Origin of the sequence: Pontiella sulfatireligans, from assembly GCF_900890705.1 — a bacterium.
Classification (GTDB): Bacteria; Verrucomicrobiota; Kiritimatiellia; order Kiritimatiellales; family Pontiellaceae; genus Pontiella; species Pontiella sulfatireligans.
Genome location: NZ_CAAHFH010000001.1, coordinates 326,804 through 342,385, shown reverse-complemented (window position 1 = coordinate 342,385; position 15,582 = coordinate 326,804). Strand labels below are relative to the sequence as shown.

Genomic DNA, 15,582 nt, shown 5'->3' with positions numbered 1-15,582 from the left:
CCAAACGCCAAATCAAAACTTCCAATCCAGTTTCAGCTGTTCTATTCGTTCTGGTGTGGCAATCCACGTTTCCCGCGATCCCGGTTTCCGGAAACGTTCTAATTTCCCATTAGCTGGGAAATCATCAATGACTTTTCGCGCATTGCTATCTGTCAGACCGCACTTTTCCTTTAGACGCAATCTGAATTCCGACATCGAACAATCAGCTTGCGCGATGATTTCCGCGTCTGTCGCGGTAACCTCCTGTTTCTTGCGCGCGTTGCGCGATGTCTCTGCAACCGCGGGAAGGTCGGAAATTTTGAACTTATTACTCCAAAACTCCGCAACGAAATCCGGTTGGGGCGCGTAATTGCGCAAAAGCGCGCTTACAACTACCGCGCTTTCGTTATCGCGGTGCGGGGTAAGCGCGAAGCATGCGTCATAATCGCGCGCGACTACACCAGAACCCGCGCCACGGTCGCGCATATTGCGATCTCCCGCGCTTCCTTTCGCGTCGTGATGCACATACAACAACGCCGCGCCTGTTTCGCGCATAACGCGATCAAAGACCGCGAGAATGGGTTTCATGTCATGCGCGCTGTTTTCATCGCCGTCTATCAGCTTGTAAAGCGGATCAATGATAACAAGCTCCGCGCGTTCGCGCTTCGCGATGCGCGCGATATCCGACGCGCGAAAGTCCGCACCGCGCAAATTCGCAATGCTCAGGTTCCCGCGCAATGCGTCCGCGCTTAATCCCATCGCGCGCGCAACCGCGTTTACGCGTTTATGAAAATGCGCGTCCTTAATTTCAAACTGCAAAACAAGGACTTTGCGCGGTTTCTCTATTGCCCAGTTAAGGAAATCGTGCCCGGTTGCTACGCAAAGCGCGAGTTGCAACGTGAAATAGGTCTTTCGCGTTTTCGATGGGCCGATAAGCGCGACCTTGTCGCCAAGGTCGAACGTATCGCGCAAAAGCGGTTCCGCGCTGGGTGGTTCGCGTTCGCACCAATCCGCTGCATCGATAATTTCCGGAAAATTGTCACCTCCCCTTTCCCTAAATTTCTGGATTTCCTGAAAAAGGGTTTCCGTTGTTTTCGTTTTCCCTTTCTCCACGGAAACAGCCATTTCCTGCAATTTTCCGAGCATTTCCCTTTTTCGGAAGGTTTTTTCCAGAATTTCCATGTAGCTTTCCGAATAGGCGGAAACATCGACGGAATCCGAAAGTTCCGAAAAGTATTCTATGGGGATTTCCGAGGCGTTTTCCCTTAATTGATCGGAAACGGAAACAAGGTCGATTTTCTGGAAGTCCATTTTTTGCAGGATTTCAAAAATTTTCCGGTTTCGAAGATCATAGAAATGATTCGGGGAAATTTCCCGCTCTATGCATTTCGGCATAACGCGGGAAGCTTCCAAGAGGATGGAACCAAGCAATCCGGCTTCCGCTTCAGGGGAAAATTGTGTTTCCATCATTTTCCGCCCCCGTTTTCTTGCTGGAAATATGTTTCCTCTAGCTTTTTCCATACTTTCGGGAGTATTTCCGAGATGGAAGCGATGTTGCTTAGACAATCCGCTTGCGCAGGCCGGCGGGAATGGTAGCTTCCTGTAGTCGTTTTTCGAATCCTTGGAGACCGACATTTTTCGAGGCCAGTAGTTGCAGCTACTGGCCTTTTTCTTTTCCCCGGCCTCATGCGGCTTCCCCCTCGTCAAACTCGATCTCGCAGAGCCCGTTGATATATCCCATGAGGCTGTCATAGGAGATAAGGCGGATCCCGCGCATCGCGCCGCGTTTTTTGATAACCGCGCTTCTTACGGGAGGGAGGTAGTCATTCGCATCGGAGGGAATAACCAGTTCGTTCATAGTGGAGCGGGAAAGGCCTGTATGAATGCAACGTTCGCCGGGTTTCGGCAAACGAATCCATTCAGGCTTTTCACTCGGGCGATTCGCTTCCGTCATGGAAGCGACCTTCTGTTGTGTTTGGTTGGATTTATTCATGTGCGCTATGAAAGCGCATCAGCGACAAATAAATCTATCGGGTGACTTTTAGTGTTCTGGCTGTCATTGGCACCAGCGAAATGCTTCTTGTGCCATTGACAGCAAGCTTATTCGAAGACTGTCAAGGGAGGTCAGGGAATGGATGGGAATGAAACCACTTCAGTGCTTTCTGAGCTTTCTCCATATATCGCCCTTGTTCTCTTTTGTAATTCCCAGCATCTTGACCGTTCGGGGGCGGGTATAGTTTTACATACTCCGACCATGAACAATTACGAAACCGACGAAATACCCCCAACCCAGTAAGGAGAGTTTCATAATCGTAACTGAATGGCAGCGCTTTGAGCAGAGGATCTCTCTTCTGTTTAGTTTTATTGTTAGCATATTTTTCTGGACGATTTCGGCTTATAGTCTCTTTCACAGCATCGAGTATTTCGGTGTCAGAATAGTTCCAGTTAATTCCCAAAGCCATAAATTCAGAATGATGCTCAATATCCCCGAAAACGTGCTTTCTCATTATTTTCTTGAAGGAATCTCGAAAAGCTTGGCTTGCGACTGTATCCGGATGAAACGCTGATGGGTGATCGGTGGCGAGCATTATCTGGGTGTAAGAAATTTCTCTTATGGGCGAACCTCGATATCCAAAGCAAAAGCCTTCCTCAAGCTCCCTGTAAACATTTGTAATAGGTGCGTCGGGGAAATGTTTGAAGTCGAAAAGAAACCAAATTATAGGCATGAATTTATGCCCATGCAGTTTGCCTTCTTTGAATTTTGCATCTTGAAATTCTTCTGTGGATTCTAGGATTTCATCTGCCAATTTCATTTGGTTCTGGAAATAGCAGACTGCTTTAGGCGCGGAAGGAATTTCGCGCAGGAATTCGTAATAAAATGCAGTTTCTAGAACAGAGATGTTTTCATTATCTATTGCGAAATTAAAAATCTCAGCGAAATCCCACTCTTCTTGCGCTACGCGCTTTGACTCTAACTCTTCGTTATTACTCATTCTATCCTTTCGTAATATCTGGCATTGAATCCAGAGCTTTCCGTTTAGTGTTTTCCTCAATGTGTGTGTAATTCTGAGAAATCATTTTGCTGTCATGCCCGACAATATCCATTGCAACAGCTTCCGATACTCCCGCATTTTTTAAAAGGCTTGTTGCGGTGTGGCGTAGGCAATGGAAACTAAGGGCGTTAACTTCCCTTGTTGTGCTTCGCCCTTTCCCTTGGCTGGCGTGGGTACGCTTTGGGGCAAGCCCGGCGGAGACTAGAATTTTATTGAACTGATTCGACAATGAAGCAACACGCCCGTTTTGTCTTTCAATCACGTCATAGGAGTGAAGAAAGATGGGAGCTTCTGGGTCATCTTGTGACGCTTCGGCAATCAACCAATCAAATAGAGGTTTTGCAATGGGTAGAATCATAACACGGCCTGTCTTTTGCGAAGAAAGGCGGATTTCCTGCCGGGTCAAATCGATGTTATTCCAGCACAAGCGGACAATATCACCCATGCGCTGCCCGGTATAAAGACCGGCTAAAATGATGCCCTTCCATTCATCGGAAGCATGCTCCAGAATCAACTTCAACTCCGGCAGCGAGAAAGCCCGCCGTTGCGACGTAGCGTTTTTTCGTTTGATGATCGGTACCAATTTTGCAGGATTGCTTTCCGTCAACGATTCGCGCATCGCATCGGTGAAAACCGTTCTCAGAACCTTGAGCGCCATATTTCCGCTCGTGATGGAGGTTGCTTCCGATGTTTTATCGCGAAAATCGGTGATTTCGGTTGTGGTGATTGAACTGATTTCACTAAGCCTCTTTTCTCCCAGATGCGTGAGAAACCGCTCAACAACCGCCGAGTATCGAGAATAGCTGGATGGAGCTAATTCAGCTTCCTTCCGCTTAATCCATTGCTTAAGGAAAGTTTCAGTGCTGGCAGAACCAAGCGGGGAACCATGAATTTCTTCATAGATGTCGGAGAGCACGCGTCGGGCTTGTTGTTCCGTCTTCAGCTTCCGATACGCCGCTTCATATTCATGCGCCCGAGATAACGCTTTCTTGCGGTCTGTCTCTTTGGTGCTACGCTGTCGCTGCTTCCCAGTAACGTCTGTATAGCAGGCAATCCAAAATCGTGAACCGAGTAGTTTTCGTATGCTGGCCATGTAGCCCCCTTGGTTTTCGAGGATCAAGATATATCACCTTACAATGAGGCTTACAATGACGTGGAGCGAAAATCATGTCGTCGAAATAATAAAAGCCTATAAAAGCGGGGGTTTGTTGGTGTTTAAAGGGGTGTGTGTTGCGCCGGGGGTTCGAATCCCTCTCTCTCCGCCATTTTAACGGCCAGCTTCTTGCTGGCCGTTTTTTTGTAAAAAGAGGGATGAGAACTGCAGTTCGACGCGAAGCGAGGCTTGAGCCTGCGAAAGCAGTGACCAACGGGAAAAAGAGGGGTACCAGATCGCCGTAGCTCGGCTTGTAGATCCAGCCGTCAGGTTGTTTGAAATAGTCGAGCATATCGACCGAGCTGTGATTTCCATAAAACACATCCAACGCATTTTGCGCTGCGTCCATCGGGAAGCCTTCAAAAAACATCCCGAGTGGAATAGAATCAAGGCCATCCCGAAATACAAGGGCAGTGTGTCGAACATTACAAAAACATTCCTGAAGGCCGCCCCCATCTCCCAGATATAAAGTCGCAGAAAGAAGAGATTGACCCGATGCCTCCTGCCCGCCTCCTATAGCAACTCTCCGCCCTATTATTTTCCGAGGCAGTAGATCGCCTTGTCGGTCCGCATAATGAGCTGGTTTTTTGATACGGCAATGCTGGCGTTGACGCGCGAGGGATCATCCTCGAACGTATTTACCGCAAGCAGCTTGAACTCCGGCTTGGCGTCGATGACATACGTCCCATTGTCCTGCGAAGAGACATAGAGCTTTCCGTCGGCGACCAGCGGAGAGGCGTAGACGAGACCTGCGGCGGGTTCGAGCTTTTCCTCGAACAAGGCCTCCCCTGTTTTCGCATCAAGGCACACGGCCGTCCCCTTTTCGTGGAAGAGATAGAGATGCCCGTCGACATAGACCGGTGAGGTGACATTCGAGCCGTACTTCACCGACCATAGGATATGGCTTCCCGTAACGTCGCCTTCACCGCCTGCGCGCACGGCCAAGGCACTGGCTTTACGTGCGCCAATGACGTAGACAATGCCGTCGTGGGACACCACACTCGAGCAAAGATAGCTGTCTGAAGGTCCTTCGCAATGCCATAATTCCTTGCCGGTCGCCGGATCGAAGGCCTTGATGTTCGAAGGCTTGTTACGCTCGCTGCCGGGAATGGTCAAAACCACTTCTTTCCGGCTTCCGGCATCCACCAGCATAGGAGAGCCCCAGCATTTGATAATCCCATCGACCTTCCAGACTTCCTTGCCGGATTCCGTGTCCAGTGCAATCAATGCCTGGCTTTCAACGTGGGCGTTTACAATCAGCCGGCCTTCGTGAAGCAGCAGTGAAGTGGCACAGCCCCAGTTATGGATGCCGGTGCCAACCATCGTTTTCCAGAGCTCGGTGCCTTCCAAATCAAAGGCGTAGACCCCCGAAATACCGAAAAAGACATAAAGTCGTTCGCCGTCGGTGACCGGCGTACTGGACGCGTATCCGTGGCGAGTGTTATTTGCGCCGGAGTATTTAGATTCCGGCTGTTCCGTCTTGAATTTCTTTTCCCACAGGATTTTTCCAGAATCGCGGCCGATGCAAATCAGATGGCGCTTAAGGTCGTCCATGTTGCCCGGAGCGTCAATCGACTCTCCATAACCGGAATAGCAGGTCACAAAAACTTTGTTGCCAACAATAATCGGGCTGGAGGTCCCCGGACCTGGAAGGTCGCACTTCCATACGATATTATTTTTCGAATCCCATGTTGTCGGCAAATCCGAGGCTTGTTCCGCCTTACCCAATCCGCCCGGTCCCCGAAATTGAGTCCAGTCGTTTCCTTCTGCGCCCAGCACGGTCAACATGCAGGCCAGCACCCCTAAGATTCGTGAAATAAATTTCCTGTCCATAGTACAGCCCCCCTTAGCATTAGACCACTTCTATCTCAGATAGTTCTCGCACTGTAGGAACGTGCCCGGCCTTTTGCAATGGTTCTTTCCTTTAAGGTTAGGGAAAATGTCCCGCGTTCGTGTCTACTTATACTCGGAAGAACCGTACGGTGCAAAAAAGAACGGTTGCAAGGGTGATTCTACTAAAACGGAAGTGGCCCAGCAACGGGCGCTTGGATTTAAGAATATTGAGAACTACAGGTTGCCATTAGGCTCAGTCATTTTCACCGCATTGATCTTTTATATTCCCGACATGGGGGCTATTGTATTCGCATGAAACGAAGAGATTTACTTCAACAACTGGCGATCACTGGGACCATCCTCGCACCGCCAGTGGCATTATCAAAAGGTTCTGCTTCGGATCGTCTAGGCCCCGTTCTTCCCAGAAGAACGCTGGGAAAATGCGGTGAAAAAGTCACCTGCCTCGGGCTGGGTGGCTACCATATCGGCTGGCCGGATGACGAAGCCACTGCTCAGGCCGCCATCGAAAAGGCGATGGAAGTCGGCATCCGTTTTTTTGACACCGCCGAAAGCTACGGCAAAGGGCGCAGCGAAGAACGCTACGGAAAATACCTCATCCCGAAATACCGCGATGATATTTTTCTCATGACCAAAACCCAGGCCAAGGATGCGGCCACCGCCCGCCAGCATCTTGAAGGCTCGCTGAGACGAATGAATACAGAAGTCATCGACCTATGGCAGATCCATTCGCTTAAGGATCCAGCTGATGCCGACGACCGGTTGGCCAAGGGCGTGCTGGACGAAGCGCTGAAAGCTCAAGCAGAGGGTAAGGTCCGGCATATCGGGTTTACCGGACACGCCTCGCCCTATGCCCACGTCCGGATGACCGAACATAAGGCGGTGCTGGACGCCTGCACCTCCTGCCAGTTCCCGATCAACCCTGTGGACGCAGCGTCGAAGCACAGCTTCATTGAAACAACCATTCCCAAGATGCTTCAAAACAACATAGGTATTCTGGCGATGAAGACGCTGGCCGACGGACGCTTCTTCGCGCAAAAGGAGATGAACGGCAAAGTTAAGTGGACCTCCGACAAGCCGGTAATTCCCGGCGCACTGTCTGTTGAGGAATGCATCAACTTCACGCTGTCGCTCCCCGTATCCGTATTGATTACCGGTGCCGAGAAGCCGGAATTTGTCGAGGAGAAAGCCGCCATCGTCAAACGGTTCACAACCCTCTCCGAAAAACAACGGCTGGCTCTCGCCGAAAAGGTTGCCGCCTATGCCGAAGAGGGTAAGGTAGAGTATTATAAGAACAAGGATCTGCGCAGCTCGTCCAAAACAACATAAGGGAGAGGCCATGAACAAAGCATCATCCGCCCTCGTAATGGGCGTGCTTATACCAGCCTGCATCTCCATGGCGGCACCAGTATGCAAGCTGGTGGAAACATGGAAAACGGAAGCGGTGCTGGACGTGCCCGAATGTGCGCTTCTCAACCCGGCGGACCATCTGCTCTACGTGTCCAACGTGTCAGGCAAACCAGCAGAAAAAAACGGGAAGGGATTCATATCCCAAGTGGATCTGGGCGGGAATGTTGTGAAGCTCAAGTGGGCAACCGGCCTGAACGCACCCAAGGGCATGGCCATCCATGGGAACAGCCTCTACGTCTCCGACATCGATGAACTTGTCCAGATTGATCTCAAGACCGGAATCGTTGCAAAACGATATTCGGCGGAGGGAGCTGTTTTCCTGAACGACGTTGCAGCAGATAAAGATGGCAATATCTATACAGGCGACTCTTCGGCCGAGAACGGCAGGATCTACAGGTTGAACAAGGGGCGGCTCGATATTTGGCTGGTATCCCCTGAAATGGAACGTCCAAACGGCCTTCACATGCTGGAGAACAGGTTGCTGGCCGGCGACGCGCGGAACGGAAAACTCAACTCCATAAACCTCAAGACCAAGAAAATCACCCGCATCGCGCAAACCGACTCCGGCATCGATGGCCTCAAGCCCGACGGGAAGGGAAACTATTTCACCTCCAACTGGAAAGGCCGGACAACACTCATCACTGCAGATGGAAAAACCATCGTTCTAATGGATACCACAGCATCGGGAGTGAACGCGGCAGATTTTGAATATCTGTCCGGCAAAAAGCTTCTGGTGATCCCTACCTTCTTCGACAACCGGCTTGTCGCCTATAAGGTGGAAGATCCTTCAGGCAACTGAGTCAGCCCTACTAAAATAAAGGACATACCATGCAATCACTGAAATTTTTATTGTGTACTCTCGCCCTTTTCCTTGGCCTAAACGCGCAAGCCAATGAAGTGCAGATCGTGAATGCCAAGGCCACAAAAACCTCGGACACCTGGACAATCGCCGTCACCCTGAACCATGCCGATGTTGACAGGCAACACTTTGCCGACAGTTGGCGGATTGTGACAAAAGACGGCAAGGTTCTAGGCCTCCGGGAACTCGGGCATCCTCACAAAGACCAACCTTTTACGCGTGACCTGAAAAATGTGCAGCTTCCCGATTCCACAACCACAGTATACATCGAAGCCCATGACAAGGTTCATGGATGGAGCAAGGAAAGGTTCGAGCTGAAGCTGGCTGAAGGCCTGCAAGTCGGTGAGAAGGCACCAAGCTTCCAAGCTATGGATCAAGACGGTAAGCCTTGGAGGCTTCAGGATCATACGGGTGGCAGATATTTGGTGCTCTATTTTTATCCCGCCGCCATGACCGGTGGCTGCACCAAGCAGGCCTGCAGCTACCGTGACTATGTCAAAAGCGACGCTGACTCGAATATTGAGATTGTCGGAATCAGCGGGGACACCCCGCAGAGTCTCAAATATTTCCAGCAGGCAGAGCAGCTTAACTTCACTTTGCTGTCCGACCCCGACGGAGCCATTGCCAAAATGTTCGGAGTGCCTGTCCGCACCGGTGAAAAATCAATTAAACGGACCGTTGAAAGCCAGGAGGTCGAACTGAGCCGCAGTGCGACGGCATCCCGCTGGACCTTCATTATTGATCCGCAAGGCAAAGTTGTTTATCGGGATACCGAGGTAAAGGCGACCGATGACCGCAGCACGGTGGTTGAATTCATTCGGAACCTGGAGAAAAATTGAACCCGAAAAAACTACACGGAAAATGGGCGCTGGTGACCGGATCGAGCCGGGGCATTGGTCAACAGGTCGCGATCGGACTGGCCGAGGAAGGGTGCAACATTATCCTGCACGGCAGGACGCTGGAGCATTGCGCCGGAACACTTGGTTTGCTGAAGGAATATGGGGTGGATGTACGGGCCGTGGCCGGTGAACTGGGAACACCAACGGGCGATCAATCGGTCATTGATGCGGTCTTGGCCGAGCAGGTCCCTGTGGATATCCTCTACAATAACGCCGCGGTTGGGAGCGATTGGAAAGACAGTGCTTTCGATATTCCGCTGGAGAACTGGGAGTGGGTTTTCAATATTAATCTCTTCGCGGTAATTCGACTTTGCAATGCGTTTACCCCGCTGATGGTGACGCGCGGATGGGGGCGGATTGTCAATGTTTCATCGGGGATCAAGGATCAACCGCAACTGGCCCCCTACAGTGTTTCAAAGGCCGCCGTAGACAAGTACACGCAAGATCTCGCGACGGAGCTGAAGGGAACGGGCGTGATCATTAACACCCTCGATCCCGGATGGCTGAAAACCGATCTCGGCGGCGAACAGGCCGACCACGAAGTCGAAACCGTGCTGCCCGGCGCACTGGTGCCGGTGCTGCTGGACGACCAGGCGGAGAGCGGCCGCATGTATGCCGCGCAGGACTTCCGAAGGCTGGAAAAATAACACGGGGTAAAATGCATGCATTTTTTCTAACAGGAGTCCGGAATGATTAAGCAACTCGCGCATGCCTGCATTATGTCATCGGACCTCGCCGCAACAGAGACGTTCTATTGCGGCAAGCTTGGCTTAAAAAAGACGTTTGATTTCTTCAAGGAAGGCGAGCTCTACGGCTTCTATCTTGAGCTCGGCAACGGCACCTTCCTTGAGGTGTTCGCGGAACCGGCGGAGGAACGCCCTTCACGTATTCGTCATCTTTGCTTTGAGGTGGAGGATATCGACCGGGTTGTGGAGAAACTGGATGCTATGCAGGTGGCGCATACAGAAAAGAAACTGGGCGGGGATAACACGTGGCAAACTTGGATCAAGGATTCCGACGGCATCGACATCGAGTTCCATCAATACACCGACGAGTCGTCGCAGACGACCGGCACGGACTGCCTCGTGGATTGGTGAAAGGGGAAAAACGGATATGAAAACACGAACATTGGGCCGCGGAGGATTTGAGATTGGGGAAGTCGGCATGGGCTGCTGGCAGTTCGGTGGCGACTTTGGCCCCATGGAAGAGCGCTCCGCCATGGCTATTCTGGAAGCGGCGGTCGAGAATGGAATCAATTTTTTCGACACCGCCGATATTTATGGAGCTGGGCGCAGCGAGGAATTGATCGGCCGGTTCCTAAAGACGTGCGGAACACCCGTTGCCGTGGCGACCAAATTCGGTCGCGGCGGGGATGTCTATCCGGACCACTACAGCCGCCAGGCCTTGCGCGATGCCGTACAGGCCTCCCTGGATCGGCTGGGGCTGGACGTCATTGATCTGCTCCAGCTCCACTGCATACCCATCGAGACCATACGTGATGGAGAGGTGTTCGGTTGGCTGCAGGATCTGAGGCAGGAAGGTTTGATCAAGCACTTTGGTGCAAGCGTTGAAAGCGCCGAGGAGGCGCATCTCTGCATGGAGCAGGACGGTTTGCTATCGCTGCAGGTCATATTCAACCTATTCCGGCAAAAGCTGGCCACCGAACTGTTTCCCCAAGCGAAGGAACAAGGTGTGGGCATCATTGTCCGCCTGCCGCTGGCCAGCGGCCTGTTGAGCGGAAAATTTACAAAGGATACACAATTCGCGGAGTCGGACCATCGGAACTATAACCGTGACGGCCAGTGCTTCAATGTGGCTGAAACCTTCGCGGGGCTCCCCTTCGAGAAAGGCGTCGAACTGGCGGATGCGTTGAAGGAACAGGTTCCCGAAGGAATGACGATGGCCCAGATGGCGCTGCGCTGGATTCTCGACCACGACGCCGTTTCGGTAGTCATTCCCGGTGCCAGCTCGCCAATGCAGGCGCGGGCCAATGCCGCGGCGTCGGATCTGAAACCGCTAGCGGAAGGGTTGCACGAAATACTCGGCACATTCTATAAGCAACGCGTTCACAGCCACGTTCGCGGAGCGTATTGACGAAAGAAACATAGTCCTTTGCTGGATCAGCATTCGAGAACCCGGTTAATAAGTTGGAATGATTATGAAAAACAAAGTTTTTACATTCGGGATCGCACTAATTTTAGGAGCGGTGCTTTGCGGTTGCAGTACGAAGCCGGAAGTCCTGACCATGAAACGCGGCGTTAACTTTAGCCACTGGTTTTCGCAAACAAGGCTTCCGGATTATCCTCCTGTGCCGGCCACCGCCGAGGATATACAACTGATCCGTTCGCTTGGTCTCGACCATGTCCGCCTGCCGGTCGATCCCGTCCGGATTTGGGAATTTCCGGACGAAGGGCCCTTAAATCCCGAGGCCCTGCAGGAGGTGGATGCCGCCATCGAGCTTGCGCTGAACCATGACCTAAGCGTTGTGGTGGATATGCACCCCCGCCCCGACCTCAAGGAGCAGCTCGAAAGCGATCCGGCCACCTTCCAGTCATTCCTGAAGCTTTGGCAGGAACTGGCAACGCATCTGGCACAATACGATACCGATCGTGTGGCACTCGAAATCCTCAACGAACCGATGGTGGAGAATCCCGAAAAATGGCAGTCGATGGCGAACGAGCTGCACGGCATCATTCGAAAAGCCGCGCCAAAGCATACCCTCATCATTGGCGGCGCAGAGTGGTCGGATGTCGCAACATTACGCCGGCTGGTGCCAGTGGGTGACCCTAACGTAATCTATACCTTCCATTTTTATGAGCCGCATCTCTTCACGCACCAAGGCGCCCCCTGGGGCTCGCCTGAATGGTTGGTGCTGACGAATGTTCCCTATCCGCTGCCGCCGGAAGCGGGTACCAACATGCTGGCTGGCGTGACCAACGAAATTGCCCGCGAAGCCCTGTTGGACCATATCGCCCAGCAGTGGGATGCCGATAAGATCGATAGCCGGATTAGCGGGGCAGCCGAATGGGCGGCAACGCATGGCGTTACGATCTGGTGCGGCGAGTTCGGGGCCTACCGCCCCTACGCCAACCCGATTGACCGCGCCCGCTATGTTCGCGATGTTCGTTCCACGCTGGAGCGCTATGGCATCGGTTGGACCCTATGGGATTATCAGGGCAGTTTTTCGCTGGTTGAAAAAGAAGCTCCGGGAGCGCCGGCAAAGGTGGACTGGCCAATGGCCGAAGCGTTGGGCCTGTCTTCCATTAAATCGACGCCATTGGAGACGGATTGAAGAGCAGCATCTGGCTTCAGCCGATATCGTTGCCCGACCACCCTTTCGGCCATTGGCTCAATCCCTTGTAGAACATGAGATGCTCATAGTGCGGCTTCACCTTGTCCTCGATCGCCAGCATCTCTTCTTCGCTTAGCGGCACAAACTCCTGTGCGATCCTGACGTTCTCCTCCAACTCATCGATGTTGTCTAATCCTACAATGATGGTGCTCACCGGAAGGGACATTGTGTAGCTCATGGCTTCCTTCATGGAGATAATGCCACCATGGGAGAAGATGCGGTCACGGGCGGGTATCTTCATTCCGATAACACCCATCTTCTTTTGTGTCGCCACAGGAAGCAGTTTTTCTATGAAAGGATTGTGGTGCTTGTCGGCGGCATTCAGAGCCATCAGCACGCAATCGAATGGATAGCGTTCAACCAGCACCCGCATGGGCTCAGGATCGGCATGCCCCGTGAGGCCCAGATGTGTGACGATCTTTTCATCACGGGCTTTCTCCATCGCCTTCAGCACGCCGTCGTCGGCAAATATTTGATCGATGTCTTCTTTGCCCTCCCCCTTGATGTTGTGAATCTGCCACAGATCGATGTGGTCGGTCTGAAGGTTGTTCAGCGACTTTTCCAGCAGTCGCATGGAACCGTCGTAGGTGCGGTCGTGGGTTTTGGTAGCCAGGTAGACCTCGTTGCGGCGGGTTTTCATAACCTCGCCGACATGGCGTTCGCTGGTGCCCTGCATCTCCGGTGTTTTGCGAGAGAGTCCGTTCTGTCCATACATGGCCGAGGTATCGATGTAGTTGATGCCCAGATCAATGCAGCGGTTGACGATCTCGATTGCCTGATCCTTCATGCCGACCTGCTCAACAGTGGCCTGTGCACCTAGGCTGTAGATGCCCACCATACGACCGGTGTTGCCTAGAGGACGTTGGGGAATTAGTGGAGGTTTACGCATTGCTCCTGCCAGGGATTGTCCCGGTGTCAAGGATGCCGCTACACCAAGCATGGCGGTATGGGCGGTTAGCTCTTTGAGAAACTGTTCACGGGTCCTGCCATTATACCTTTCCATAACAACATCTCCTTATCATCGCCGTCGTACTCAATACGCAATTCACCGATCAGCAACCCGACCAGATGAGCTTCACGGTAAGTGGTAAGCACCTCGGTGTCAAATCGAGACCCTTATAGATCCCGCCCATAAAACCAATCCATGACTACAGGGCAAATCCCGGATAGCTCACTTCTATTTGGTACACGCACTTGCCCGAGGTAATATACAACATCCTGGAATTAGGCCCTCGTCCAAAGGTGACATTCGTCGGCTTGTCCGGTACCGCAATCGTGGCCAACTCTTCCCCCGATGGTGAAAATATCGCCACTTTCCCATCGCCATGCAAAGCGGCGTAGACATTGCCCTTGATGTCAACAGCCATGCCATCAGCCTGACAAGCGGCGAATTCACCACGATATTCAACTTCGCCATTTTCATCTAAATCATAGGCAAGAATGGCATGTGGCACGGTCCTTTTTTCCCAACCGCCGACACCCCCACCCACAGCTCCATTATCAACGGAAGCAACATAGAGCGTTTTTTGGTCAGGGGATACCATCACGCCATTCGGCTTGACCGCATTGACAATAATCAAGGAGATCTTCCCATCCGGATCAATCCGATAGACGCCCTGAACCGGCTGATAGATTGGTTCAAACGCCATCTGACGCCCAAAAGAGGGGTCAGAAAAATAGATTCGTCCCTGTTTATCAATGGCCAGATCATTAGGTGCATTGAAGGGCAATCCATTAAACGTCGCCGCCAGAATGACGGATCGTCCCGTATTCAAATCAGTGCGGACAATCCGGCGTCCTCCAAAGTCGGCCCCCTCGGCAATCACCAGGTTTCCATGAGCATCAAAAGCCATTCCATTGGCCTGGCCGCTCGGAGAGCGGAAAATCCGGGCTTCTTTAGTCCGGAAATCATAGCACCAAATGTGACCGGCCATATTCAGCCCCCTGTGGCTCCACGTTATGTCCGAAAAATAGAGCGTCCCGTCAGGTGAAACCGCTGGACCTTCAGTAAAGGCATCGGCTCCATCAAAAAGTAATTCCAATCTGGAACCCGCCGGAACAACGGACGGCTCTTCTGCCATGGATTCAACCAACGAGCATCCCAAGCATAGCCATATACCAAATGCAATTCGCCAACTATCTTTGTTCTTCATGGATCAGCTCCCTCAATATAATTATGTTCAGCCAACATATGAGCCTAACTCAAATTCTGTATTGCAGCTAGACTTGACTGAGAACAGACCTGCCAGCTTCCCGTGCAATCATCCTGCAGTTTTCGGTCTGCTTTTCTTTTCACCGTAAACATACGGATTACCGTCATTGATGATTGCTACGTCCTCTCCGTCTTTTTCAACCGTCGGCGCATTGGTTGCACCCATTGTGAAGGCAATGCTGCCGCTCCACGTTGCTCCCGGGGCATTGTCTGAGCGCATAGTCAAGAAGACCGAGGAGTCATTCGTTTTCGCCGCGCTCGCATAACCTACTGCAAACCCGTCACCCGTATTGTCCGCCACGGCAAATGCACCCGGCACCGAATTGATGTTGTCTCTCCATACCTGCTGACCATGGAGGGTGCCGTTGGCATAACCCTCGCTCTGGATAAACGTGGTATCGATCAGTACGCCGGTTTGTGAAGCCAGGGGTTCCGCCGAAACCGGACTGGAGACCGCACCCGTCGCGCCGGCGGATTGCGCGGTAACCTTGTACCAGTATACGGTTCCGTTACTGAGAGAAGAATGTGTTACGGAGTTGGACGTAACGCCCGTGGCCACGGCAGCGTAAGTTCCATTGCTTGTTGAGGACCACTCAACGTCGTAGGTCTCTGCCTCCGACACATCGCTCCATGAGATCACTACTTCCCCATTCAATCCGATGGCTGAAGCAGTCGGCGCAATCAACACGGGAGCCACACCGGTGGTCTCATCTAAGCTGATAGAATCGATGGTTGCATCAAATCGCTCAGAACTGTCTAGAAAATCGGCACCCCCATCCTGCTGGATCAGGAAATAAGCCAAGCCGTTTGCCGG

Annotated in this window: 16 protein-coding genes; 7 read left to right on the top strand and 9 right to left on the bottom strand. The window is 52.2% G+C overall.

The window, feature by feature from the left end; translation table 11 throughout:
• Window positions 1–12: 12 nt before the first annotated feature.
• The 6 genes from SCARR_RS01325 to SCARR_RS01300 all read right to left on the bottom strand — a co-directional run bounded on the left by SCARR_RS01325 (window position 13) and on the right by SCARR_RS01300 (window position 6,018).
• Window positions 13–1,446 (bottom strand): AAA family ATPase, encoded by a 1,434-nt coding sequence (locus SCARR_RS01325; RefSeq protein ID WP_281281163.1) that lies wholly within the window; start codon window positions 1,444–1,446, stop codon window positions 13–15.
• Window positions 1,447–1,663: 217 nt separating this feature from the next.
• Window positions 1,664–1,933: a hypothetical protein gene (locus SCARR_RS01320; RefSeq protein WP_136059731.1), complete on the bottom strand. Its 270-nt coding sequence runs from the start codon at window positions 1,931–1,933 to the stop codon at window positions 1,664–1,666.
• A 160-nt stretch (window positions 1,934–2,093) separates the two neighbouring features.
• Window positions 2,094–2,972 (bottom strand): hypothetical protein, encoded by an 879-nt coding sequence (locus SCARR_RS01315; RefSeq protein ID WP_136059730.1) that lies wholly within the window; start codon window positions 2,970–2,972, stop codon window positions 2,094–2,096.
• A 1-nt stretch (window position 2,973) separates the two neighbouring features.
• A complete protein-coding gene (locus tag SCARR_RS01310) occupies window positions 2,974–4,125 on the bottom strand; it encodes a tyrosine-type recombinase/integrase (protein ID WP_136059729.1) in 1,152 nt (383 codons plus the stop codon).
• 174 nt (window positions 4,126–4,299) lie between these two features.
• Window positions 4,300–4,611, bottom strand: a complete 312-nt coding sequence (locus SCARR_RS01305; protein ID WP_136059728.1) for a hypothetical protein — start codon at window positions 4,609–4,611, stop codon at window positions 4,300–4,302.
• Between the two features lie 108 nt (window positions 4,612–4,719).
• Window positions 4,720–6,018 (bottom strand): outer membrane protein assembly factor BamB family protein, encoded by a 1,299-nt coding sequence (locus tag SCARR_RS01300; protein WP_136059727.1) that lies wholly within the window; start codon window positions 6,016–6,018, stop codon window positions 4,720–4,722.
• A 312-nt stretch (window positions 6,019–6,330) separates the two neighbouring features.
• Between SCARR_RS01300 and SCARR_RS01295 the strand changes: the two genes are divergently transcribed.
• From SCARR_RS01295 to SCARR_RS01265, 7 genes are all read left to right on the top strand, one after another.
• Complete coding sequence (locus SCARR_RS01295; RefSeq protein WP_136059726.1) at window positions 6,331–7,365, top strand: aldo/keto reductase; 1,035 nt, start codon at window positions 6,331–6,333, stop codon at window positions 7,363–7,365.
• A gap of 10 nt (window positions 7,366–7,375) precedes the next feature.
• On the top strand, window positions 7,376–8,245 hold the full coding sequence (locus SCARR_RS01290; protein ID WP_136059725.1) for an SMP-30/gluconolactonase/LRE family protein: 870 nt from the start codon (window positions 7,376–7,378) through the stop codon (window positions 8,243–8,245).
• Between the two features lie 29 nt (window positions 8,246–8,274).
• Window positions 8,275–9,144, top strand: coding sequence for a peroxiredoxin (locus SCARR_RS01285; protein ID WP_136059724.1), 870 nt, complete (start codon window positions 8,275–8,277; stop codon window positions 9,142–9,144).
• Entirely contained in the window at window positions 9,141–9,851 is a 711-nt protein-coding gene (locus SCARR_RS01280) for an SDR family NAD(P)-dependent oxidoreductase (protein WP_136059723.1), read from the top strand. Before SCARR_RS01285 ends, SCARR_RS01280 begins: the two co-directional genes overlap by 4 nt.
• A 42-nt stretch (window positions 9,852–9,893) precedes the next feature.
• Entirely contained in the window at window positions 9,894–10,301 is a 408-nt protein-coding gene (locus SCARR_RS01275; protein WP_136059722.1) for a VOC family protein, read from the top strand.
• Between the two features lie 16 nt (window positions 10,302–10,317).
• Window positions 10,318–11,298, top strand: coding sequence for an aldo/keto reductase (locus SCARR_RS01270; RefSeq protein ID WP_136059721.1), 981 nt, complete (start codon window positions 10,318–10,320; stop codon window positions 11,296–11,298).
• Window positions 11,299–11,362: 64 nt separating this feature from the next.
• A complete protein-coding gene (locus SCARR_RS01265) occupies window positions 11,363–12,496 on the top strand; it encodes a glycoside hydrolase family 5 protein (protein ID WP_168432876.1) in 1,134 nt (377 codons plus the stop codon).
• A gap of 16 nt (window positions 12,497–12,512) precedes the next feature.
• On the opposite strand, the gene SCARR_RS01260 is transcribed toward SCARR_RS01265, so the two are convergent.
• The 3 genes from SCARR_RS01260 to SCARR_RS01250 all read right to left on the bottom strand — a co-directional run bounded on the left by SCARR_RS01260 (window position 12,513) and on the right by SCARR_RS01250 (window position 15,570).
• Window positions 12,513–13,559 (bottom strand): aldo/keto reductase, encoded by a 1,047-nt coding sequence (locus SCARR_RS01260; RefSeq protein WP_136059719.1) that lies wholly within the window; start codon window positions 13,557–13,559, stop codon window positions 12,513–12,515.
• A 145-nt stretch (window positions 13,560–13,704) separates the two neighbouring features.
• Window positions 13,705–14,709, bottom strand: coding sequence for an SMP-30/gluconolactonase/LRE family protein (locus SCARR_RS01255; protein WP_136059718.1), 1,005 nt, complete (start codon window positions 14,707–14,709; stop codon window positions 13,705–13,707).
• Between the two features lie 108 nt (window positions 14,710–14,817).
• On the bottom strand, window positions 14,818–15,570 hold the full coding sequence (locus tag SCARR_RS01250) for a fibronectin type III domain-containing protein (protein WP_136059717.1): 753 nt from the start codon (window positions 15,568–15,570) through the stop codon (window positions 14,818–14,820).
• Between the last annotated feature and the right edge of the window lie 12 nt (window positions 15,571–15,582).

What these genes read in the sequence shown, in the direction of transcription:
- SCARR_RS01315 (WP_136059730.1), bottom strand. Translation starts at nt 2,972, where the DNA reads ATGAGTAATAACGAAGAGTTAGAGTCAAAGCGCGTAGCGCAAGAAGAG.
- SCARR_RS01255 (WP_136059718.1), bottom strand. Translation starts at nt 14,709, where the DNA reads ATGAAGAACAAAGATAGTTGGCGAATTGCATTTGGTATATGGCTATGC.
- SCARR_RS01295 (WP_136059726.1), top strand. Translation starts at nt 6,331, where the DNA reads ATGAAACGAAGAGATTTACTTCAACAACTGGCGATCACTGGGACCATC.
- SCARR_RS01290 (WP_136059725.1), top strand. Translation starts at nt 7,376, where the DNA reads ATGAACAAAGCATCATCCGCCCTCGTAATGGGCGTGCTTATACCAGCC.
- SCARR_RS01270 (WP_136059721.1), top strand. Translation starts at nt 10,318, where the DNA reads ATGAAAACACGAACATTGGGCCGCGGAGGATTTGAGATTGGGGAAGTC.
- SCARR_RS01285 (WP_136059724.1), top strand. Translation starts at nt 8,275, where the DNA reads ATGCAATCACTGAAATTTTTATTGTGTACTCTCGCCCTTTTCCTTGGC.
- SCARR_RS01320 (WP_136059731.1), bottom strand. Translation starts at nt 1,933, where the DNA reads ATGACGGAAGCGAATCGCCCGAGTGAAAAGCCTGAATGGATTCGTTTG.
- SCARR_RS01300 (WP_136059727.1), bottom strand. Translation starts at nt 6,018, where the DNA reads ATGGACAGGAAATTTATTTCACGAATCTTAGGGGTGCTGGCCTGCATG.
- SCARR_RS01325 (WP_281281163.1), bottom strand. Translation starts at nt 1,446, where the DNA reads ATGGAAACACAATTTTCCCCTGAAGCGGAAGCCGGATTGCTTGGTTCC.
- SCARR_RS01310 (WP_136059729.1), bottom strand. Translation starts at nt 4,125, where the DNA reads ATGGCCAGCATACGAAAACTACTCGGTTCACGATTTTGGATTGCCTGC.
- SCARR_RS01305 (WP_136059728.1), bottom strand. Translation starts at nt 4,611, where the DNA reads ATGTTCGACACACTGCCCTTGTATTTCGGGATGGCCTTGATTCTATTC.
- SCARR_RS01275 (WP_136059722.1), top strand. Translation starts at nt 9,894, where the DNA reads ATGATTAAGCAACTCGCGCATGCCTGCATTATGTCATCGGACCTCGCC.
- SCARR_RS01265 (WP_168432876.1), top strand. Translation starts at nt 11,363, where the DNA reads ATGAAAAACAAAGTTTTTACATTCGGGATCGCACTAATTTTAGGAGCG.
- SCARR_RS01260 (WP_136059719.1), bottom strand. Translation starts at nt 13,559, where the DNA reads ATGGAAAGGTATAATGGCAGGACCCGTGAACAGTTTCTCAAAGAGCTA.